General features: G+C 62.6%; 22 protein-coding genes. 14 read left to right on the top strand and 8 right to left on the bottom strand.

The annotated features are described in order from the left end of the window. The first annotated feature begins 9 nt into the window (after window positions 1-9). From ACYU70_RS09830 to ACYU70_RS09770, 13 genes are all read left to right on the top strand, one after another. The gene (locus ACYU70_RS09830) at window positions 10-987 is read left to right on the top strand and encodes a DUF4249 domain-containing protein (protein WP_342296955.1); all 978 of its coding nucleotides are present in this window, start codon (window positions 10-12) and stop codon (window positions 985-987) included. Window positions 988-1,077: 90 nt separating this feature from the next. Continuing rightward, a complete protein-coding gene (locus tag ACYU70_RS09825; protein ID WP_342296957.1) occupies window positions 1,078-1,371 on the top strand; it encodes a hypothetical protein in 294 nt (97 codons plus the stop codon). 174 nt (window positions 1,372-1,545) lie between these two features. Next, window positions 1,546-2,145 (top strand): hypothetical protein, encoded by a 600-nt coding sequence (locus ACYU70_RS09820; RefSeq protein WP_342296959.1) that lies wholly within the window; start codon window positions 1,546-1,548, stop codon window positions 2,143-2,145. 22 nt (window positions 2,146-2,167) lie between these two features. Further along, on the top strand, window positions 2,168-2,545 hold the full coding sequence (locus tag ACYU70_RS09815; protein ID WP_342296960.1) for a cupin domain-containing protein: 378 nt from the start codon (window positions 2,168-2,170) through the stop codon (window positions 2,543-2,545). A gap of 83 nt (window positions 2,546-2,628) precedes the next feature. Beyond that, window positions 2,629-3,984, top strand: coding sequence for a sigma-54-dependent transcriptional regulator (locus ACYU70_RS09810; protein WP_342296961.1), 1,356 nt, complete (start codon window positions 2,629-2,631; stop codon window positions 3,982-3,984). Window positions 3,985-4,150: 166 nt separating this feature from the next. Then, window positions 4,151-4,300 (top strand): hypothetical protein, encoded by a 150-nt coding sequence (locus tag ACYU70_RS09805; protein WP_342296962.1) that lies wholly within the window; start codon window positions 4,151-4,153, stop codon window positions 4,298-4,300. A 30-nt stretch (window positions 4,301-4,330) separates the two neighbouring features. Continuing rightward, window positions 4,331-4,411 carry a K(+)-transporting ATPase subunit F gene (gene kdpF, locus ACYU70_RS09800; protein WP_410779753.1) on the top strand — a complete coding sequence of 27 codons (81 nt, stop codon included), beginning with the start codon at window positions 4,331-4,333 and terminating at the stop codon, window positions 4,409-4,411. Window positions 4,412-4,521: 110 nt separating this feature from the next. Continuing rightward, a complete protein-coding gene (gene kdpA, locus ACYU70_RS09795) occupies window positions 4,522-6,222 on the top strand; it encodes a potassium-transporting ATPase subunit KdpA (RefSeq protein WP_342296963.1) in 1,701 nt (566 codons plus the stop codon). A gap of 127 nt (window positions 6,223-6,349) precedes the next feature. Then, the gene (gene kdpB, locus ACYU70_RS09790; protein ID WP_342296964.1) at window positions 6,350-8,395 is read left to right on the top strand and encodes a potassium-transporting ATPase subunit KdpB; all 2,046 of its coding nucleotides are present in this window, start codon (window positions 6,350-6,352) and stop codon (window positions 8,393-8,395) included. A 185-nt stretch (window positions 8,396-8,580) separates the two neighbouring features. Then, window positions 8,581-9,141, top strand: coding sequence for a potassium-transporting ATPase subunit KdpC (gene kdpC / locus ACYU70_RS09785; RefSeq protein WP_342296965.1), 561 nt, complete (start codon window positions 8,581-8,583; stop codon window positions 9,139-9,141). 23 nt (window positions 9,142-9,164) lie between these two features. Further along, window positions 9,165-10,292, top strand: a complete 1,128-nt coding sequence (locus ACYU70_RS09780) for a porin (protein WP_342296966.1) — start codon at window positions 9,165-9,167, stop codon at window positions 10,290-10,292. 185 nt (window positions 10,293-10,477) lie between these two features. Further along, window positions 10,478-11,644, top strand: a complete 1,167-nt coding sequence (locus ACYU70_RS09775) for a sensor protein KdpD (RefSeq protein ID WP_342296967.1) — start codon at window positions 10,478-10,480, stop codon at window positions 11,642-11,644. A gap of 169 nt (window positions 11,645-11,813) precedes the next feature. Then, on the top strand, window positions 11,814-13,607 hold the full coding sequence (locus ACYU70_RS09770) for a HAMP domain-containing sensor histidine kinase (protein WP_342296968.1): 1,794 nt from the start codon (window positions 11,814-11,816) through the stop codon (window positions 13,605-13,607). Between the two features lie 97 nt (window positions 13,608-13,704). Here ACYU70_RS09770 and ACYU70_RS09765 read toward each other — a convergent pair whose 3' ends face one another. The 4 genes from ACYU70_RS09765 to ACYU70_RS09750 form a co-directional block, all read right to left on the bottom strand. Continuing rightward, entirely contained in the window at window positions 13,705-14,082 is a 378-nt protein-coding gene (locus tag ACYU70_RS09765; protein WP_342296970.1) for a VOC family protein, read from the bottom strand. A gap of 5 nt (window positions 14,083-14,087) precedes the next feature. Further along, window positions 14,088-14,621 (bottom strand): dihydrofolate reductase family protein, encoded by a 534-nt coding sequence (locus ACYU70_RS09760; RefSeq protein ID WP_342296971.1) that lies wholly within the window; start codon window positions 14,619-14,621, stop codon window positions 14,088-14,090. Between the two features lie 21 nt (window positions 14,622-14,642). Beyond that, the gene (locus tag ACYU70_RS09755; protein ID WP_342296973.1) at window positions 14,643-15,068 is read right to left on the bottom strand and encodes a VOC family protein; all 426 of its coding nucleotides are present in this window, start codon (window positions 15,066-15,068) and stop codon (window positions 14,643-14,645) included. 190 nt (window positions 15,069-15,258) lie between these two features. Continuing rightward, window positions 15,259-15,696, bottom strand: coding sequence for a DoxX family protein (locus ACYU70_RS09750; protein ID WP_342296974.1), 438 nt, complete (start codon window positions 15,694-15,696; stop codon window positions 15,259-15,261). Between the two features lie 194 nt (window positions 15,697-15,890). Here ACYU70_RS09750 and ACYU70_RS09745 point away from each other — a divergent pair, with 194 nt between their 5' ends. Then, the gene (locus tag ACYU70_RS09745; RefSeq protein ID WP_342296975.1) at window positions 15,891-16,880 is read left to right on the top strand and encodes a GlxA family transcriptional regulator; all 990 of its coding nucleotides are present in this window, start codon (window positions 15,891-15,893) and stop codon (window positions 16,878-16,880) included. Window positions 16,881-16,981: 101 nt separating this feature from the next. Here ACYU70_RS09745 and ACYU70_RS09740 read toward each other — a convergent pair whose 3' ends face one another. The 4 genes from ACYU70_RS09740 to ACYU70_RS09725 all read right to left on the bottom strand — a co-directional run bounded on the left by ACYU70_RS09740 (window position 16,982) and on the right by ACYU70_RS09725 (window position 21,540). After that, window positions 16,982-17,428, bottom strand: a complete 447-nt coding sequence (locus ACYU70_RS09740) for a hypothetical protein (RefSeq protein WP_342296977.1) — start codon at window positions 17,426-17,428, stop codon at window positions 16,982-16,984. Window positions 17,429-17,943: 515 nt separating this feature from the next. After that, complete coding sequence (locus ACYU70_RS09735) at window positions 17,944-18,357, bottom strand: STAS/SEC14 domain-containing protein (RefSeq protein ID WP_342296979.1); 414 nt, start codon at window positions 18,355-18,357, stop codon at window positions 17,944-17,946. A 137-nt stretch (window positions 18,358-18,494) separates the two neighbouring features. Next, window positions 18,495-18,899, bottom strand: coding sequence for a response regulator (locus ACYU70_RS09730; RefSeq protein ID WP_342296980.1), 405 nt, complete (start codon window positions 18,897-18,899; stop codon window positions 18,495-18,497). Window positions 18,900-18,930: 31 nt separating this feature from the next. After that, window positions 18,931-21,540, bottom strand: coding sequence for a PAS domain-containing protein (locus tag ACYU70_RS09725; RefSeq protein ID WP_342296982.1), 2,610 nt, complete (start codon window positions 21,538-21,540; stop codon window positions 18,931-18,933). Window positions 21,541-21,587: the final 47 nt, after the last annotated feature.

The following is a 21,587-nucleotide window of genomic DNA, read 5'->3' as shown; positions in this document are numbered from 1 at the left end:
CTTCTACCAATGAAAAAGAACCTGTTCCGAACTTTGCTCCTCGCCACCGCCGCCCTGGCCGGCTGCGAAACTGCCACCGACCTGCCCGAGCCGCCGCACACGCCCCGCGTGGCCCTGATGCACATCCTCACCACTGCGCCGCTGGATTCGTCCTTCTACGAGCTGTTTCAGCAGCGCCGGCTCTACGTCAGCAACAGCCAGCGCGTGTTCGACACCAACTACCTCACCGGCCGGCCCGATGCCACCGTGGAGCTGCGCGATGCCACGGGCAGCGTGGTAGAGCGCTACCGCGCCGCCCGGGGCACCCAGTATGGCAACTACCCCGGCTACTACCTGCCCGTGCTGGGCTTCCGGCCGCAGCCGGGCCAGCAGTACACGTTACGCGCCAGCCTGCCCGGCCTCGAAACCGCCGAAAGCACCCTCACCATGCCCGCCGCACCCGTGGTGGAAAGCGGCAGCTACGAGCCCCGCAGCGTGCCCGGCCCCAATGGCTCGGGCCAGTACACGGGCCGCCTGAATTTGGCGCTGCGCGACGACCCCAATGCCACCAACTACTACCTGGCCTTCGCCCGCCTGCTGGACCGGCAGGGCCAGTCCAGCAATGGGAACAGCAGCCTGCGGGTGGACTATAACAGCCAGAACAGCGCCGTCAGCATTGGCCAGTTCCAGCTCTCCAGCCCCAGCCAGGGGTACAGCATCTACCCGTTTGCTGATGCCAACGTGAACGGGCAGCGCATTTCGCTGGCTTCGGACGTGCAGTTTTACAATTATTGCTCCCAGCCCGGCTGCCCGCAGCCGGGCTTCATCGAAGTCACGGTGAGCAGCATCACCAAGGATGCCTACGATTTCTACCTCTCGCGCCGCCGCTACTACGACGCCGACGGCAACCCCTTCGCAGAGCCCGCCCCGCTGGCCTCCAACGTGCGCCCCGGCTACGGCCTGTTCGGCGGTGCCACCGATGTCACCTACGTCATTCAACTCCCTTAGCCGAACCATTAAACCTTACGGTCGCGTTTGCGTCTAAAATCCATAAATTGTCCTTCCATCATTAATCAGCGCGCTTCGGCGCGAATTCTTATGCGGACTAAATCAGTGTTTTTTGCCTTGGGCCTGTTCCTGATGCTGCTCGGCAGCCAGGCGGCCAGCGCCCAGGTTTCGGTGCGTATTGGGGGCGGCTATTATGGCCCGCCGCGGGCTTATTACGGCCCTCGCTACTACTATCCGCCCCAGCCGGCCGTGGTGTATGCCCCGCCGCCGCCCGTCATTATTGCTCCCATGCCATATTATGCGCCGCGCCCCGTATACTATGCTCCCCGGCCGTACTACGGCTACCGGGGCCACGGTTGGGGCCGGGGTGGCCGCCGCTGGTAAGCCGCGTTTCGACTGAAAATTCAAGTGCTAAAAAGCCCGATTGCGGAAACGCGGCCGGGCTTTTTGCTGTGCTCACGGGGTGGGGCTTTTGACTAATTGCGCCGAGCGCGAAAAATACGAGGTTGAGCAATTTTGCTTAATCTTACAGCCCCAACTGCTGTCATCCCGTTTCCCATGAAATCTTCGATTCTGACCCTGAGCGCGGCCCTGCTGCTGGCCGGCTGCAACCAAACGGCCCCCGTCACCTCCACGCCCACCACCGCCGCCGATACGGCGCCCATCACCCCCATTGCCGTCGACTCGGCCAACGCAGCCACCAGCACGGCTCCTGATGCGGCGGCTACGGCCCCCGCGCCGGCTGTCGCACCCACGCTCAAGGATGCCGAAACCATGAAGGTGGCGTTCAGCTTCAAGCCCACCGACAATCCCGACGACCCCAAGCATCCGCGCGTGCTGGCCCACCTGCTGGTACAGGGCAGCCAGCCGCTCGACATCGACCTGGGCAAATTCCCGAACCAGCCCGACATGGTGACCGGCGCCAAAGCCAAGGCCGCCAACTTCCCCGACGGCATGCTGATGGGCTTCCGCAGCTACGACGCCGCCTCCGGCATCAGCCAGGACCTGGCCGTGCTGCACCCCGACGCCCGCCACCTGCGCGTGGTGCAGCGCCGCGTGGACGAAACCAACCCCGAAGCCGCCAAATTTGAAACCTCGCGCGAAGTGCCGCTGCCCCCCAACACGCTGGTTGTAGCCGCGCCGGCATCGAAAAAATAGCTGAAAATGCGTAGGTTAGGGCATGGAAAACACCTCTCTCCTCGGCCCGCTGAAGGGCGCTACGCACCGCGAAGTCGGCGGCGTGCTCGTTGATGTAGTGCCCACCGGCAATGCCCGCGTCAAGCGTATTGTGTACCCGGTGGGTTTTCGGTGGTCGAAAAACCTGAAGGACATCATGGGCACGTCGCTGTGCATGCACGCGCACGTAGGTTTTTTGGCCAGTGGCCGGATAAATATCCAGTACGCCGACGGGGCGTTGGAGGAGTTTGTGGCCCCGCAGGCCGTCGCCATCGCGCCCGGCCACGACGGTTGGGTGGTGGGCAATGAGCCCGCCATTCTGATTGAATTCGACTTTGAAGGCGAAACCGTGGAGCGCATGGGCTTGGCCAGCCGGCACTAGCCGCCTGGCCAAATCAGGAGGGCGCAAAGTGCGACCGGCGTAGCTTTGACGCGCTTTTGCGCCCCCATCTTACTGCCCCGCCCATGCCCACCGGCACCATTCTGCTCATCGACGACGAAGCCATGCTGCGCCAGGCCGTGGCCCGCACCCTGGAGCTGGAAGGCTACCTCGTGCGCCAGGCCCCCGATGCCATGCGCGGCCTCGAAGCCCTGCGCGAGTACGCCGACGAAATCCTCGTGGTGCTGAGCGACGTGAAGCTGCCCGACGGCCGCGGCCTCGACCTGCTGCCCCGCTACAAAGCCCTCGCCCCGCTAGCCGAAGTGGTGCTAATGACGGCCTACGGCACCATCCCAGACGGCGTGCGCGCCATGAAGGAAGGCGCGTTCGACTACCTCACCAAAGGCGATTCCGATGACCAGCTCATCGTGGTAGTGGACCGCGCCGCCGAAAAAGCCCGCCTCCAGCGCCGCGTGGCCGATTTGGAGAAAAAGGTCGGCGCCCAGTACAGCTTCGACTCCATGATTGGCCACGCGCCCGCTTTGGAGCAGGCCAAAAAGCTGGCCCAGCGCGCTGCGCCCACCGACAGCACCGTGCTGTTGGAAGGCCCCACCGGCGCGGGCAAAGAGCTGTTTGCCCAGGCCATCCACCAGGCCAGCCCGCGCCGGAGCAAGCCGTTTGTGGCGGTGAATTGCTCGGCTTTTCCGAAGGATTTGCTGGAATCGGAGCTGTTTGGGTACAAGAAAGGGGCCTTTACGGGGGCGCTGGCAGATAAAAAGGGCTTGCTGGAGGAAGCCAGCGGTGGCACCATTTTTCTGGATGAGATTGGGGAACTGGAGCTGAACGTGCAGGCCAAATTCCTGCGGGTGCTGGAGACGCGGCAGTTCACGAAGCTGGGCGATACCCGGCCCACCAGCATTGATGTCCGCATTGTGGCCGCCACCAACCGCAACCTGCGCCAGGAGGCCGAAGCCGGCAATTTCCGGCCCGACCTCTACTACCGCCTGGCCGTGTTCACCGTGCCCGTGCCCGGCCTCAACGAGCGCCGCGACGACGTGCCCGAGCTGGCCGACTACTTCCTGCAATTCTTCGCCGCCCGGCTGCGCCGCCGCTTGCGCCCCCTCGGCCCCGACGTGCTGGCCCAGCTCCGCGCCCACGACTGGCGCGGCAACGTGCGCGAGCTGAAGAACGTGCTGGAACGCGCCGCCATCCTCGCCGACGGCGACACCCTAACCGTGGACGACCTGCCGCCCGAATTCCACCACATCCTGCCCGCCCCGGGCCTCGATGAGGCCACCGACCGCACCCTGCGCACCCAGGAAAAACGCCAGATTCGGCAGGTGCTGCTCGACACCGGCGGCAACAAGATGGAGGCCGCCCGCCAGCTCGGCATCGGCACCAAAACGCTGTATCGCAAGATTCAGGAGTACGGGTTGCAATAGACCAAACAGAACACGCTTCACTAAAACAAAACCGGGTTATTCTGACCACCGCACCGGGTCAGAATGACCCGGTTTTCTGCGTTTGGGCTGTCTGAATTTTGGGACTGACATAAAGTTATTGACTGAATATAAGTTGATTGATGAGCTTTTGCTTTCCACTTTTCCAATGTGGATTCTGATTGGCAAGGGGCTTTGGGCAACCCTGTCAAACTCACCGCTGATGAACCCGCTGCTGCTGATTATCCTGCTTTCCGCCCTTGGCCTGGCCGCCTTCTGGCTCTTCTATCGCTCGGTCGATTTCTTCGACCGCATCTGATTTCTCATCCCTCGCTTTGTTGCTATCGCCATGATGCTCGCCCTGCTTTTCCTCTCCCTGGCCACGTTCGGCTACCTCTGCTACGTGCTGCTGAAACCGGAAAAATTCTGATGTAGGGGCGGGGCTTGCCCCCGCCCGGACGCTTGCTCTAGCGATTCCGTGCAACGGCGGGCGGGGGCAAGCCCCGCACCCTACGCAGTTTTTACAATCCCCCAACCACCATGAACAAAGAACTTCTCGGCATCCTGCTCATTTTCGGCAGCACGGTGCTGCTGGCCATTCCGCTGGGCCGCTACCTGGCCACCATATACCGCGGCGATAAAAGCTGGACCGATTTCCTCGCCCCATTCGAGCGGCTGCTGTTCCGCATCGGCGGCATCGATGCCAACCGGGGCATGACCTGGCCGCAGCATCTGGTGGCGCTGCTCACCATCAATCTGGTGTGGTTTGGCTGGGCCATGTTCGTGCTCTGCACCCAGGGAAGCCTCCCGCTCAACCCCGACCACAACCCCTCGATGACGCCCGACCAGGCGTTCAATACGGCCATTTCCTTTCTGGTGAACTGCAATTTGCAGCACTACTCGGGCGAGTCGGGCGTGACGTACTTCTCGCAGGTGTTCTGCCTGATGTTTCTGCAATTCGTGACGGCCGCTACCGGCATGGCCGCCTGCGTGGTGGTCTTCAATGCCCTGAAAGAAGGCACTGCGGAGAAGCTGGGTAACTTTTATAGCTACTTCGTGAAGAGCATCACGCGAGTACTGCTGCCGCTGTCGCTGGCCGTGGCGCTGGTGCTGGTGTTCCAGGGCACGCCCATGAACTGGGCAGCCAAGGCCCCGATTGTAACGGTGCAGGGCGACTCCGTAAACGTGAGCCGGGGCCCGGCCGCCGCCATGATTGGCATCAAGCAAATCGGCACCAACGGCGGCGGCTTCTTCGGCGTCAACTCGGCTCACCCGCTCGAAAACCCCACCTACCTCACCAATGCCGTGGAGAACGGGGCCATCGTCCTCATTCCCATTGCCATGGCGCTGGCCTTCGGCTTCTACCTGGGCCGGCCTCGGCTGGGCTGGATGATTTTCGGCGTGATGACGGCCGGCTACCTGCTGCTGCAAGTGCCCACCGTGGCGCTGGAAATGCACGGCAACCCCGCCATCTCCCGCATGGGCATCGACCAAAGCTTGGGCTCGATGGAGGGCAAGGAAATTCGCCTCGGCGCGCCGGCTTCGGCGCTGTGGGCCATCACCACCACCGTCACCAGCAACGGCTCGGTGAATGCCATGCACGACTCACTCACGCCGCTTTCGGGCATGAATACGCTGCTGGGCATGATGACCAACGCCTTTTATGGCGGGGTAGGGGTGGGCTTCCTCAATTTCTTCGTGTTCATCATCGTGGCCGTGTTCATTTCGGGGCTGATGGTGGGCCGCACGCCGGAGTTCCTGGGCAAGAAGATTGAGGCGCGGGAGATGAAAATTGCCATCCTCATTGCCCTGCTGCACCCGCTGCTGATACTGACGGGCACGGCGCTGGCGGCCCACGGCTACGCCGCCCACCCCACCGAATACGCCTCCTGGCTGGCCAACCCCGGCTACCACGGCTTCTCCGAAATGCTCTACGAATTCACCTCCTCGGCCGCCAACAACGGCTCCGGCTTCGAGGGCCTCGGCGACAATACGCCGTGGTGGAACATCAGCACCGGCGTGGTGATGATACTGGCCCGCTACCTGCCCATCATCGGCCCGGTGGCCATCGCGGGCTTGCTGGCCCGCAAGAAATTCATCCCCGAAAGCGCCGGCACCCTGCGCGTAGATACCGCCACCTTCGGCGTGATGGTCTTCTTCGTGATTTGGATTATCGCCGCGCTGGCTTTCTTTCCCGCACTGGCCCTGGGCCCACTGGCTGAGCATTTCACGCTGTACTAAACTTAAATTTTCTGTCATCCTGAGCGCAGCGAAGGACCTTATCACGGCTGCGCTCATCTGAATTACTAACCCTTGCGGCGCGGACATGATAAGGTCCTTCGCTGCGCTCAGGATGACAAACCAACCAATGGCAACCCAATCCCAATCCCTCTTTCAACCCGCGCTGGTGCGCGAAGCCGTCGGCCAGGCCTTCGTCAAGCTCGACCCGCGCACGATGTTCCGCAACCCGGTGATGTTCACCGTGGAAATCGGCACGGTGGTGATGTTGTTCGTCACCATCGGTCTGTTGATGAAGCCCGATGCGGCGCAGGGCAGCTTCGGTTACAATTTCACGGTGTTCGTGGTGCTGTTTCTGACCTTGCTGTTTGCCAATTTCGCCGAGGCCATTGCCGAGGCGCGCGGCAAGGCCCAGGCCGATTCGCTCCGCAAAACCCGCCAGGATACGCCCGCCAACGTGCGGCTGGATAACGGCCAGATGGTGGCCGTGAGCTCGGCCCAGCTGCAAAAGGGGCAGGTTTTCGTGGTCGTGGCCGGCGAGATTATTCCCACCGACGGCGAGATTATCGAAGGCCTGGCTACCATTGACGAGTCGGCCATTACCGGCGAATCCGCGCCCGTGATTCGGGAGGCGGGCGGCGATAAATCCAGCGTTACGGGCGGTACCAAGGTGCTTTCCGACCGCATCGTGGTGCAGGTGACGACGGCACCCGGCGAGTCGTTTCTCGACAAGATGATTGCGCTGGTGGAAGGCGCGTCGCGGCAAAAAACGCCCAATGAAATTGCCCTCACCATCCTGCTGGCCGGGTTTACGCTGGTGTTCGTGATTGTGTGCGTGACCTTGCAGCCCTTCGCCGAATACTCGAAAACGCCCATTGCGGTGGCCTCGTTTATCGCGCTGTTCGTGTGTTTGATTCCGACCACCATCGGCGGGCTGCTCTCGGCCATCGGCATCGCGGGCATGGACCGGGCGCTGCGGGCCAACGTCATCACCAAGAGCGGCAAAGCGGTGGAAACGGCCGGCGATATCGACGTGCTGCTGCTGGACAAAACCGGCACCATCACCATCGGCAACCGCAAGGCCACGCATTTCTGGCCCGCGCCAGGTGTGGCGATGCAGGCGTTTATCGAGCAGGCCACCATCAGCTCCCTCACCGACGAAACGCCCGAGGGCAAGAGCATCGTGGAGCTGGCCCGCGACCATAAAGTGGACCCCGCGCAACTTCAACCCCGCTTGGATGGAGCCGAACTCATCAAGTTCACGGCCGAAACCCGCAGCTCCGGCGTGACGCTGGCCGGCGGCACTCGCCTCCGCAAGGGCGCGGCCGATGCCATCCGCAAGCTGGCCGAACAGGCCGGCCACGCCTACCACGACGACGTGGCCGACCGCGTGAAAATGGTGGCCAGCAACGGCGGCACCCCGCTGGTGCTCAGCGAAAACGACCGGGTGCTGGGTGTGGTCGAGTTGCAGGATATCATCAAACCCGGCATCCAGGAGCGGTTTGCGCGGCTGCGGGCCATGGGCATCAAGACGGTAATGGTGACCGGCGACAACCCGCTGACGGCAAAATTCATCGCCGAAAAAGCCGGCGTGGACGACTACATCGCCGAGGCCAAGCCCGAGGACAAGATGCAGTACATCCGCACCGAGCAGCAGCTGGGCAAGCTGGTGGCCATGATGGGCGACGGCACCAACGATGCCCCCGCCCTGGCCCAGGCCGACGTGGGCGTGGCCATGAACTCGGGCACCCAGGCCGCCAAGGAAGCCGGCAACATGGTCGACCTCGACAACGACCCCACCAAGCTGATTGAGGTGGTCGAAATTGGCAAGCAACTGCTGATGACGCGGGGGACGCTCACCACGTTTTCGATTGCGAATGATGTGGCCAAGTACTTCGCCATCGTGCCGGCGCTGTTCATGGTGGCCATCCCGGCCCTGGGCGCGCTGAATGTGATGGGGCTGAAATCGCCGCAATCGGCCATTCTCTCGGCCGTGATTTTCAACGCCCTCATCATCCCGGCGCTGGTGCCGCTGGCGCTGAAAGGCGTGGCCTATAAGCCGGTGGGCGCATCGGCGCTGCTGCGCCGGAACCTGCTGATTTATGGCCTGGGAGGGGTGGTGGTGCCGTTTATCGGGATTAAGCTGCTGGACTTGATTGTGGGGGTGTTTTTGTAAACTCCCCTCCTTGCCAAGGAGGGGATGTTCGAACCGAAGGTTCGGACGGGGGTGGTTGTGGCGTTGAACGACACCCGAACGACCTCCCGAACGACTTCAACGCCATAACCACCCCAGCTGACGCTTCGCGCCAGCGTCCCCTCCTTGGTAAGGAGGGGAGTTTGACCGCCTTTATCCCCAATTCCATGAAAACCCAACTCCTGCCCGCCCTCCGCCTCACCCTGGCCCTGATGGTGCTGTGCTGCATCATTTACCCCGCGCTCGTAACGGCCATCGCCCAGGCGGCCCCCGGCCACGGCGCGGGCGTTCAAATCAGCCGCCACGGCCGCGTGGTGGGCTTCGCCAACGTGGGCCAGAAATTCGATAAGCCCGAATACTTCAATTCCCGCCCCTCGGCGGCCGACTACCACGCCGATGCCAGCAGCGGCTCGAACAAAGGCCCCAGCAACCCCGAATACCTGGCCGTGGTGAAGGCCCGCCTCGATACCTTCCTGCGGCAAAACCCCGGCGTGAAGGCCGCCGACGTGCCCGCTGAGCTCATTACGGCCAGCGGCTCGGGGCTCGACCCGCACCTTTCGCCCGCCGGGGCGCTGGTGCAGGTGGCCCGCGTGGCCCGCGTGCGCAAGCTCGATGCGGCCCGCGTGCAAGCGCTGGTGCAGCAGCAAATCGAGCCCGGCACCCTCGGCCCCGACCATGTGAACGTTCTCCGCCTCAATCTGGCGCTGGATGCGCTGGCCGCCGAATAGCTTCTTTTGCACAAAATCAACCAATGAAAATACCCGCTTTCCTGCTGCTGGCGGCCCTGCCGCTGGCCGCCCTGGCCCAAACTGCTCCCACCACCGACCCGGCCCTGGCCGTGCCGCCGCCCGCCGCGCCTGTTACTGCCGCGCCCGGCCCCATCACCACCTACGGCTTCGTGGATGCTTATTACGGTTACGATTTCAACCACGCCAATGGCAATAACCGGCAGGCCTTCCTCTACTCGCACGGCCGTCAGAACGAGTTTGCGCTCAACCAGGGCCTCATTGGCGTGCGCTACGATGACGGCAAGGTGCGCGGGGCCGTGGGCCTGCACGCCGGCACCTACGTAGCCGCCAACTACGCCGCCGAGGACCCCGTGCTCCGGCACGTGTACGAGGCTTACGCGGGCTTCCGGCCCTTCGCCAAGGCCTGGCTCGATATGGGGATTTTCGGCTCGCACATTGGGTTCGAGTCGGCTATTTCGAAGGATAACTGGACGCTGACGCGCTCCGTGATGGCTGAGAATTCGCCCTATTATGAATCCGGGGCCCGGTTTACCTACGAAGTCGGCCCGAAGCTGACCCTGACCGGAATGGTGCTGAATGGCTGGCAGAACATCCGCGAAACCAACCAGGCCAAAGCCCTCGGCACCCAAATCCAGTGGAAGCCGTCGGACAAAATCCTCATCAACAGCAGCACCTTTTATGGCAACGAGCAGCCCACGGACTCGCTCATTCGCCGGCGCTATTTCCACGATTTCTACATCACCTATGCCGCCTCGGAGCGCACCAATCTGGCTTTGGTTTTTGATGTGGGCAAGCAGCGGGGCGTGAGCAGCGAGAAATACGACACCTGGCACACGGCGGCGGCCTTTATCAAATATAAGCTGGCCGATAAATGGTCGACCACGCTGCGCGGTGAGTACTACTACGCCGAGCGCGGCGTGATTATCCGCAGCATCATGCCCGCCGCGCGGGATAGTGATTTCCGGGTAGCCGGCGGCTCACTCAACCTCGATTATCTGCCCACCAGCAACGTGGCGTTTCGGGTCGAAGGGCGGTATCTGAATGGCATGAAGGGCGTGTTTGCGCGGGGCGATAACGCGGATAACCGCAGCTACGGCAATGTGACGACGAGCATCGCGCTGTCGTTTTAGGGGCGGCTGAACGGGATGACTGTCATTGCGAGTGGAGCGCGGCAATCCGTCCTCTCGATGCAAAAAGCCCTGAGATGTGATAAAGCCCTTTTTTAGCTTGGTCACTTAAGAAAGTGTCTGGTTTTGACAGGACGGATTGCCGCGTTCCGCTACGCTCCACTCGCAATGACAAATAGCCTATCCTTATGAACCCCGCCGCCGACCCCCGCGACCAATCTGCCGAGCGGTTCCTGCGCCTGGTGCAGGCGCGGCGGCGCGGCACGCTCAAGGTATACCTGGGCCTAGCCGCCGGCGTGGGCAAAACCTACCGCCTGCTCCAGGAGGCCCACGACCTGCACCAGCACGGCGTGGACGTGCTCATCGGCTACATCGAAACCCACGGCCGCGCCGGCACCGTGGCCGAACTGAAAAACGTGCCCTTGCTGCCCCGCAAGCAGGTTTTTTACAAAGGGCACGCGGTGGAGGAGATGGACGTGGAAGCCATCATTCAGCGCCGGCCGCAGGTGGTTGTCATTGATGAGCTGGCCCACAGCAACGTGCCCGGCTCACGCCACGAAAAGCGCTGGCAGGATGTGGAATACCTCGTGGCCCAAGGCATTTCGGTGATAACCGCCGTGAACGTGCAGCACCTCGAAAGCCTGCACGACCAAGTGCTGAAAATCACGGGCACCGACGTGACCGAGCGCATCCCCGACCAGCTGCTGAAACAGGCCGACGAGGTGGTGAACGTGGACCTGACCGTGGGCGAGCTCCGCGCCCGCCTGGAGGAAGGCAAAATCTACGACCCGGCCAAGGTGCCCACCGCGCTGGCCAACTTTTTCCAGGCCGAAAACCTGTTGCAGCTGCGGCGGCTGGCGGTGCGCGAAGTGGCCCAACTGCTGGGCCGGCAGGTAGAATCCGAAGCCGGCGGCGCGCCCGCCGTGGCCCCGCAGCGCCGCAACGACGACCGCCTGCTGGCCTGCATCAACTCGAACGATAAAGCCGCCCGGGAAATCATTCGCAAGACCTCGCGGCTGGCCGACCGGTTTGCGGCCGCCGCCTGGTACGTGCTCTACGTGCAGACCGGCCGCGAAACCGCCGACCGCATCGGGCTGGCCACGCAGCGGCATTTGCTCAATAACTTACAGCTGGCCGCTGAGTTGGGCGCACAGATTCTGCGGGTGAAGGACGACGACATTGTGGGGGCCATCCGGCGGGTGGCGCAGGAAAAAAACGCCACGCTGCTGGTCTGCGGCATCACCCGCGAGAAGGGCTGGTGGGAGCAGCTGAGCCGGCGCGGCGTGACGTCGGATTTGCTGCGCGCCGTGGCGGACGATGGCAGCGATTTGGACGTGTATCTGGTGACTTATTGATTTCCTGAACAACCTCGGACCGTCAGCCGAACAAACCCGGAACGTCATGCTGAGCGCAGCCGAAGCATCTCTACTGCTTCGTTGGCTCGATTGAATTACTTGCACGGTAGAGATGCTTCGACTGCGCTCAGCATGACGTTCAAAGGGCTGTTAAAAGCCAACCAAAATCATGAATCTCAAAACCAAAATCACCCTGGGTTTCCTGGCCATGCTGCTGCTGCTGCTCAGCATCGGGGGCTACGCCTACTACTCATTGCGGCAGCTCGACCGCAGCTCGCACGATGTGCTCAAGGCCAACCTCTATTCCGTGAATCTGGGCCTTCGCATGCTCAAAAGCCTCGACCAGCTGGCCCGCCAGCCGCTGGCCGATACGGCGGGCACGGCTGCCTTCATGGCCGCCCTGGGTGCGGAGGCCCGCAACGTGACCGAGCCCGGCGAGCAGCAAGTCGTCGACAACCTGCAAAGCCTGACCCAGCAGCTCCGGCAGCACCAGCAGGCGGCGCGGCGCACGGCGGCCGCCGGGCAAGCCAGTCCGCTGGGCATCAGCGCCGAACCCTACACCCTCGGCGGCCTCACCTACCAGATGATGGCGCTGAACACCGACGCCCTGAACCGCAAAACCGAAGCTGCCAACCGCCGTGCCGACCAGGCCAACCGCAACCTGCTCGTCTTCATCACCCTGGCCGGGCTGCTGGCCCTGGCCCTGGTGGGCAGCGTGCCAGAAGCCGCCGTGCAGCCCTTGCGCAAGCTCACCGCCGCCCTCGACCACGCCACCGCGCGCGACTTTTCGGCCAGCATCCCGCAGGAAAGCCACGACGAGTTTGGCCAGGTGGCCCGCGCCTTCAACCGCATGCTGAGCCAGCTGCGCGAGTACCGCACCTCCACCGAAGCCGGGCTGATAACCGAGCGCAACCGCGCCGCCAGCATCGTGAATACCCTGGATGAAGGCCTGCTGCTGCTTGATGAAAACCGCCACATTCTGCTGGCCAACCCCGTGCTGTGTGAGCTGCTGGGAATGCCCGTAGAAAAATTAGTCGGCCGCCCCGCCGCCACCGTGCGCCTCGAAAATGACCTGTTTCAGGCCATGCTCCAGCCCCTGGATGCGCCCAACCGCGAATCTGCGGTAGCCGAAGCGCCGCTGCTGCACATTGCCCAGCGCGGCGAGGAGGCTTTCTACCGCCTCGCGGTGCAGGATTTGGTGTCGTTTAATGAAGCCACAGAGAAGACCGAATTCGTGGGCCACATCCTCACCCTGCGCAACGTGTCCGATTTCAAGAAGCTCGACCAGGTGAAGTCGAACTTCCTCGCCACCGTGTCGCACGAGTTGAAAACGCCGCTTTCCAGCATCAACCTCAACACCAAGCTGCTTCAGGATGAGCGCCTGCCCGCCGACGAGCGCCAGCGCGTGACCGGCTACATCCGGCAGGAAACCCAGCGCCTCCAGCGCATGGTGGCCGAGCTGCTCGACGTGTCGCGCCTCGACGCGGGCGCGGGCATTCAGCTCGACGTACGCCCCACCAGCCTGGCCGATGTCATTGGCTTTGCCACCGCCACCGTGCAGCCCCAGCTCGCCGACAAGGAGCTGCGCCTGGAAATCCAGCAGCCCGCCAACCTGCCCGCCGCCCGTGCCGACGTCGAAAAAACCACCTGGGTGCTCATCAACCTGCTGGCCAATGCCATCCGCTACTCGCCGGTGGGCGCCCCCCTCACGGTGCGCGCTACCCTGGCCGGGGCCTTCGTGCAAGTGAGCGTGCAGGACCATGGCCCCGGCATCGCACCCGAGCATCACGAGAAAATCTTCCAACGCTTCGCTCAATTGCCCGACAAAACAGGCTACCGGGGCGGCTCCGGCCTGGGCCTGAGCATTGCGCGCGAGTTCATCACCACGCAGGGCGGCCGGCTGTGGGTGGAGAGCGAGCTGGGCAGCGGCAGCACGTTCAGCTTCACGCTGCCGGTGGTGTAAAAAACGGCATTCCGACGCAGGAGGAATCTGGGTAAAGCCGCCTGAACGGCTTTACCCAGATTCCTCCTGCGTCGGAATGACAACTGTGAAGTCCGCGCTACTTCCGCCCCGGAATCTCCTGCAAGGTCCAGGTATTACCGTCGGGGTCCTGGAAGGCGGAAAATTTAATCCCGCCCATATCCTGAATCCCGCCCATGGCCACGCCCCGGCCGGCCAGCTCGGCACGGGCGGCCGCGATGTCGGCCACTACCAGGTGCAGGCCACGCAATGAACCGGCCGGCATGGCCAGGCCCGCCAAACCAGCGGCCAGCACGATGGAACAGCCCGAGCCCGGCGGCGTGAGCTGCACCACGCGCACCGTGGGGCTGGGCCGCACGTCGTGGTCGAGGTGGAAGCCGACTTGTTCCACATAAAAGGCTTTGGCGCGGTCGATATCGGCCACCGGCACGGGGATTAGCTCCAGTTTAAAGTCCATAAAAATCAGGCGTTGGCCGGCTGGTAGGTAAGCACGAGCACGCCCGTGCTGGTGGTGTGCGATGATTTTAGCTTGAAATCGGTGGGGGCACTCGCAAAAAGTCGTTTGCCGCTGCCCAGCACCACCGGAAAAATCATGAGACGGTATTCGTCAATCAGGCCGTGCTGGCGCAGGTATTCCACCAGCTGGCCGCTGCCGTAGACGAGCAGGTTCTGGCCGGGCTCCTGCTTGAGGCGGGCCACGGCGGCCGCCACATCGCCCTCGATGATTTGGGCGTTCCATTCAGTCGTTTGCAGGGTGCGCGAGGCCACGTATTTGGGCATGCTGTTCATGCGGTCGGCGCCGGGGGCGTCGGGCATCTTGGGCCAGGCTCCGGCAAAGGCCTCGTAAGTCACGCGGCCCAGCAGCAGGGCATCGCTGGAGGCCATTAGCTCGCCCTGAAACTCGCCCAGCTCGTCGTTGAAATAGGGGGCGGTCCAGGCGGGGTTTTCCATCACGCCATCCAGCGTAAGGTATTCGGCGGCAATTACTTTGCTCATGATTTTCGAAAACTGGACTTGCTACTCGCCGGCGGGCTTATCAAAATTGAACAGCCACTCCGTGCCGAACCGGTCGATGAGGGTTCCAAACTTACCGCCCCAGAACATATCGGCCAGCGGGTCGATGACGGTGCCGCCCTCGCCCAGCTTGGTAAAAAGGGTGTTGATTTCTTCGTCGCTGCTGCAATTCAGGCACATGGCGATGTTGTTGCCGGGGTCAAACGGGCGGCGGGTATCCAGGGCGTCGCAGGCCATAAGCACGAACGAGTCGGTGGTCAGGGTGCCGTGCATAATCTGGTCCTGGGCTTCGGCGGGCATCTGGTCGCACATCGCCGTATCGCCGACGCGCATCAGCTTGAGCTCGCCGCCAATGCAGCTTTTATAGAAGGAGAGGGCTTCGCGGCAGGTGCCGCCGGGAAATGCGAGGTGAGGACTGAGGAGAGCCATGGTGGTTAGGGGGGAATAATTGTGAGAAGATTAAATGAGAAAGGAAAAAAGGAACAGTCATGCTGAGCGCAGTCGAAGCATCTCTACCGCTTCGTTGCAGTCGGCATTAATTGCGTTGCGCGGTAGAGATGCTTCGACAGGCTCAGCATGACCGTGCTGCGACCGCCCCACTACCGTGCAACAGTGTCGCTTACAGCGTAGCCGCTGCCGGCGTCGCAAAAGCAGCTTCCGTTTCATCAGCGCCGGCTGTTTGGGCGCGGCTGATGAGGTAGCGCTTCCACAGGAAATAAATGCCGAAGAGCACCGCCGTCATCACCAGCGCGGGCAGCGTGGCCACGAAGCCCATGCCGGCCAGCGCCACCGACGCGGCAGCCCCGATGAAGTCGATGGCGAAGCCGGCGAAAGCCCATTCCTTCAGCGTGCGGTACTTGTTCTGGAGCAGGGCCAGTGCGCCCAGAATTTTGGCCGCGCCCGTGATGTCCATGATGTAGACCGGATAACCGAGCTGCTTCATCGCAGCGATGCCATTTTGCTCGTGCAGCAGGCCGGCCACGCCGTCGGCCAGCATCATGAGGCAGAAGAGGATGGTGAGTGTCCAATAGAGGCGGGCAGTGGTGCGGGGTGTCATGGCAATGGTGATTGAGAGGTAAAAGAAGAGGCTGAAATGGCAGCCCTAACCGCGTCGGAAGGCTGAGATTTTGCTAAAATTTTGACCATCTAACTATGTTAGCAAAGGTATTAGCAAAAATCAGGTGTGCAAGGGGGTGATTCTGCCCAATTAGGGGGCTGAATGCGGCAACAGATTGCCTATATTTGACCTCTATGAAGCACGTTTCTATTCTGGTGCCGGCCGGCGATGCGGTGGTAGGCAGCATTGAAGGGCCGCACAAGGTGCTGAGCCAGGTGAATGATTTGCTGGCGGGCGCGGGCCAGCCGCCCGCCTTCCAGATTGAGCTGGTGGGCCTCACCAAGCATAAAACCTTCAACCGGGGCCTGTTCACGCTACATGCCACCCGCACCATCGACGAGGATTTCCGCACCGACCTCATCATCATTCCCGCCCCGCACGGCGACCTGACCGAAGCCGTGGCCCTGAACCAGGACCTCATCGCCTGGATTGCCGGCCAGCACGCGCACGGGGCCGAAGTGGCCAGCCTGTGCCTGGGCGCGTTTCTGCTGGCCGCGACGGGCCTGATGGATGGCCGGCAGTGCGCCACCCACTGGCTGGGCGCGCCGCAGTTCGCGGCCATGTACCCCGCCGTACACCTCGTGGCCGAGCAGGTAATTACCGACGAGCAGGGCCTCTACAGCAGCGGCGGAGCCTATTCCTACCTCAACCTGATACTGTATCTGGTGGAGAAATACGTGAGCCGCGACATGGCCGTGTGCTGCGCCAAAGTGTTTCAGATTGACATCGGGCGGCGCAGTCAGTCGCCATTCGTCATTTTCCGGGGTCAGAAGGACCACGACGACGAGCCCATCAAAAAGGCTCAGGAATTCATCGAGCAGCACTTTGCCGAGAAGCTTGCGGTGGATGATTTGGCGGCCCAAAGCTGCCTGAGCCGCCGCAATTTCGAGCGCCGCTTCAAGAAAGCCACCAGCAACACCGTGGCCGAATACGTGCAGCGCGTGAAAATCGAAGCCGCCAAAATGAGTCTCGAATCATCGCGCGAAAACGTGAACGAGGTGATGTACTCGGTGGGCTACTCCGATACCAAGGCGTTTCGGACGCTGTTTAAGCGCATTACGGGCGTGTCGCCGCTGGCTTATCGGGAGCGGTACAGCCGCAAAAGCCTGCCGCTGGCGGCGTAGGCAGTGGCATAGCTACCACACGACTCGGCCCCTGATAGCTAGCGCTGTCAGGGGCCGAAACACTTCAGGGTACCCGTTTCGGGGCCCTGTGCCGGGGGAAGCTAGCGGACGACCGCCACGGCTTCCGGCGACTTAGCGGGCGTGAGCTCGCGCACCGAAATGGTGGTTTGGGCTTTGCCCTGCACGTCCACGCTGTAGCGGAACCGCTCGCGGCCCACGCGCAGTAGCACGGCGTACTGGCCGGCGGGCATCCCTTTGAAATTCAGCTTGCTGCCATAGGAGGTGAGGTGGTTTACTTCATTCACCAGGCAGGTGCTGTTGTCCAGCGAAACGACCTGCATCTGCAAGCGTTGCTGGGCTGGGTTTTCCACGGTGAGCCACAGCGCCTGGGCATCGGCCTGTTTGGCTTTCACGGCTGGGGCGCTCTGGGCCAGGGCGGTGCCAGCGCTACCCACGATGGCTAACCCGCCCAACAGCAGGGCCCGCAAGTACGGTGCAGTACGGGTTTGGGTGGCGGCAGCGGGGCGGGAGGTGAGGGAGGTTTTCATGGTTTTTACAGAAAAAAGGTGAGATGGAAAAAAGTGTGACGTTCTCGGCGGCTACAGTACTGGGCGTCGAACAGTACAAATGTATGGTAGGTACTTTGTAAAGCAAGGTACTGTTTCAATTATTGTACATGTTGCTATGCGTTTCCCGGCTTAAATGCTGATTATCAACGATAAAATTTTATGAGAAAAATTATCTATTGATGCTAGGCCTGCTTTTTTTAGCGGATTAGGCGGGTTGATGGTCGTTGCAGGAGAGCCGCCCGGCTGCTTTTGGCAAGAGCGGAAACTGCTTCAGAAGTGATAGCAGCTTTGGAACATGCCGAACGGGGAGGGCTGCGATAGAAGAGCACGACTCGGTGGGCAGGAGATTGGGAGAGCTTTCAAATGTGGATACCGCCGATGAAAGCGAACGTTACAGCCCGGAAAAACTTTTTTTGCGCCCGCAGCAGGGCACACCAAAAAGGGCCGGCAAATTGCCGGCCCTTTCGCTTGGTCAGTTTAGCTGTTGGAAGGGGTTAGCCTTGCGCCTGCATGCGGTGCAGCCACTCGCGGGCCGTGCTCAGGTTGTCGAAGACTTCGGCGTGGAAGGCGGTGAGCTGGGCGTAGAAATTGGCAGCCGAGCCATCGGCCAGGGATTCGGGCGTGGAGACCAGGGCGAAATATTTGAGGCCGGCTGCGGCGGCGTTGGGAGCCCAGGTATTAATAACCCAGTCCATGGAATGGTCCCAGGGGCCGCGCACCGAGCGGGTGTCGTTGAGCACGCAGCTGAACTTGGACTGGGCCAGCGCGCTGGTGTAGGCGGCGGCCCCGGTCCGAATGCTGTCGGCGGTGAGGTAGCCCATCCAATCCACAAATACCCAGCGGTTGGTGGCGTCCGAGTCGATGGTGAGGTAGACGCGGCCGGTGGGGCTTTTCAATTCTTCAATCATGCAGTAAAGTACGGCTAAAAAATATAGCCAATTGGATTCTGATACGGTTGCGTAAGCAACAGTAATTCTTTAGTTATTAAAGAGATTTTGCCGCGTTACGGCCGGGGCCTGCGGGCTGCTGGCCGGGTGCCTGGGCGCTACTGGAAATGCTGCTGAAGCACGGCATCCAGCTTTTCGGGTGTGAGGGGCTTGGTGATGCGGCCGGCGGCGGGCAGCTCCGCGAGGCGGGTGAGGTCGCGTGGGTCCATGGATGTGGTGAGGACGACCACGGTGGTGGCGCGGCGTTGGGCCAAGGGCAGCTGCTGGTAGGCCTGCAAAAATTCGATGCCGTTCATGACGGGCATCTGAATATCGAGCAGAATGAGGGCCGGGTAGTCGGGCTGGGATGCGGTGCTGGCCTGCTGAATAACGGCCAGGGCTTCCTGCCCGTTTTCGGCCACCATAATCTGCTCCGTCACGGCCAGCCGCTTCAGCAGCCGCTCGTTCAGAAAGTTATTGGTCGGGTCGTCATCGACCAACAGCACACTGCTCAACTTCGGCATGAGCTACCCTACGTAAGCGCCGCGTTTAAGTTCAGACGCGGTCCGGCAGCACCACCGTAAACGTGGAACCCACGCCCGCCGTGCTCTGCACCTGGATGGTGCCGCCCGCGTTCTCGACGATGCGCTTGACCATGTATAGGCCCACGCCGGTGCCCTCGACGTGGGTGTGCAGGCGGCGAAACATCACGAACAGCTTGGCCTGCTCGGCTTCGGTGAGGCCCAGGCCGTTGTCGTGCACTTCCAGTTGCACCTGGCCCGGCGGGCAGGTGGCGCGTAGCAGCACCTGCGGGGCGCGGCCGGGCACCTGGTACTTGATGGCGTTGCTGAGCAGGTTGTAGAGGATGCTGCGCAGGTTTTTGGGCGAAAAGCGCACCGTGGGGCAGTCGGCCAGGTCCAGCGTGAGGTGGCCGCCGGCGGCGGCCAGGGCGGGGGCCAGGTCGAGGCGCACGGCTTCGGCCAGGGCGGCCAGGTCCACGGCTTCGGCGGGTTCGGCGTGGGCCTGCTGGAGCTTGCTCACGTCGGTGAGGTGGCCCAGGGTGCGCTGGAAGCGGAGCACGGAGCCGTGCATGAGCTCCAGCAGGTGGGTCACGTCGGGGGTGTGGCGCACGGCGGCGGGCAACTGCTCGCCGAGGGCCAGCAGCAGGCCTTCGATGTTGGCGATGGGGGCTTTGAGGTCGTGCGAAGCGGTGTAGACGAACGTGTCGAGGTCCACGTTGGTGTGGCTGAGGCGGTCGTTGGTGTCGCGCAGCTCCTCGTTGGCCACCAGCATTTCTTCGTTGATGGCGGCCAGCTCCTCGTTCAGCTCCTGCACCCGCTGGCGGGCTTCTACCTGCTCGGTAATGTCAGTAATAAGGGTGTAGAAACCCCGCACTTCGCCGTCGTGGACATCGGGTATGTAGTTGGTGTGGGTATACCGCACCAGGTCTTCGCGGTAGGGCATGCGGGCTTCAAATTCCAGGCGCTCGCCGGCCAGCGCCCGCGCCATATAGCCCTGCACAACGGCATAAGCGGCTTCACCCACCACCTGCCGTACCGGCAGCCCAATCATCGCGACGGGGTCGAGGCCAAACCAGTTCCGGTAGGCGTTATTCAGAAACTGACAGTGCTCGTCGCGGTCGATGTAGGAGATGAGCACGGGCAGCGCATCGGTGAGCAGGCGCAGGCGCTGGGCGGCGGCTTCGGTGGCCTGGCGGGCCTGCACCTGCGGCGTGACTTCAAATGCGAACACGAGAATGCCATCAATCCGGCCCTGCTCATCGAAGCGGGCCTGCTGGATGTAGTTGAAGTACCGGTCTTCCAGCGCACCGTCCTCGGGGCGGCGGAAGGAGATAAGAATGGCCTGCTCCTCGTTGGTAATGCCCGTTTCGTACACGCGCCGGAAGGTGTCGAGCACGCCGGAGCTGGCCAGTTCCGGGAATACCTCGGCCATGCGGTGGCCTTGCAGCTGCCGGCCCGGAAACAGCGCCAGATAGGGCGGGTTCACCAACTCAAACACCAACTCGCGTCCGGCCAGGATGCAGATGGCCGCCGGGGCCGCCATAAATAGGCGTTCGAGGCGGGCACGCTGGCGCTCGGCTTCGGCGCGGGCAGCCTGGGTTTCCCGGGTGCGGGCGGTCACGCGGCTTTCCAGCTCCTGGTTGAGGGCGTAGAGCTCCTGCTCCGAGTGGGCCAGGGCGGTATTGGTGGTCAGGAACTCGTCGTTGCTGGCCCGCAGCTCCTCGTTGGTGGCGGCCAGTTCTTCGTTGATGGCGGCCAGCTCCTCATTCAAGGTTTGGATTTCCTGGCGGGCCAGTACCTGCGGCGTCACGTCGTAGGCAAACACGAAAATGCCGTTGATGGCCCCCCGTGGGTCGTGCCGGGCCTGGTAGATGAAGTTGTAGTAACGCTTTTCCAGCTCCCGGCGGCCTTCGTTGTCGTGGTCGAGCTGCACCAGCATTTCCGAGGCCCGGAAGGTTTCGCCGGTCTGGTACACCTTATCCAGCAGGCCGAAGATGGGCTGGCCCACCAGTTCGGGCATGGCCACAGCAATGGGCTTGCCCACGATGGGCCGGTCGCCGACCAGCGCCTGGTAGGGTGGGTTCACGAACTGAAAAACGTGCTGCGGCCCGTCGAACACGCAAATCATGGCCGGGGCATCGTGCAGCAGCAGCTCCAGGTGCTGGTGTTGCAGCTCGGCTTCGGCGCGAGCTTCCAGCTCGCGGGCCTGGCTGGCGCGCAGCTCCTCCACAATGGCCGAGCGAACCTGGTCGTTGGTGTCGGTGAAGTTCACCACCAGCACCTCGCCCTGGCGCTGGGCCACCAGCAGGTAGTAGCCGTCGAGGCCGTCGTGCTGGTAGTTGTTCTGGCGGCGCTCCACCTGGCCGCTCAAAAAGGCGTCGCGGTAGAAGGCGAACACCCCGGCCGCCTCCGCCGTGGGAAACAGGGTCAGAAACGACTCGGTGGGGCGCTGGGGCAGCCGCAGCATCTGCTGGGCGGCGGGGTTGAGGTACTCCCAGGCCAGGTCGATGATGGTGGTGCCGGCGGCATCATACACGGGCCGCAGCAGCATAAAGCCGGTTTGCGAGGTGTTGAGCACCACCTGCAACAGGTCCGGCGAGTAGGGAAGGTCGGCTGGCGAAACCGGGGCAGCAGGGTCGGGCATGGAAAGGCAGCTAGCGCAATGGGTCCCGAAGTTACTAGCCCCGGCCT

The organism is Hymenobacter segetis, from assembly GCF_054776495.1.
Note: the sequence above shows the minus strand (reverse complement) of the source record. Positions and strands in the feature narration are given on the sequence as shown.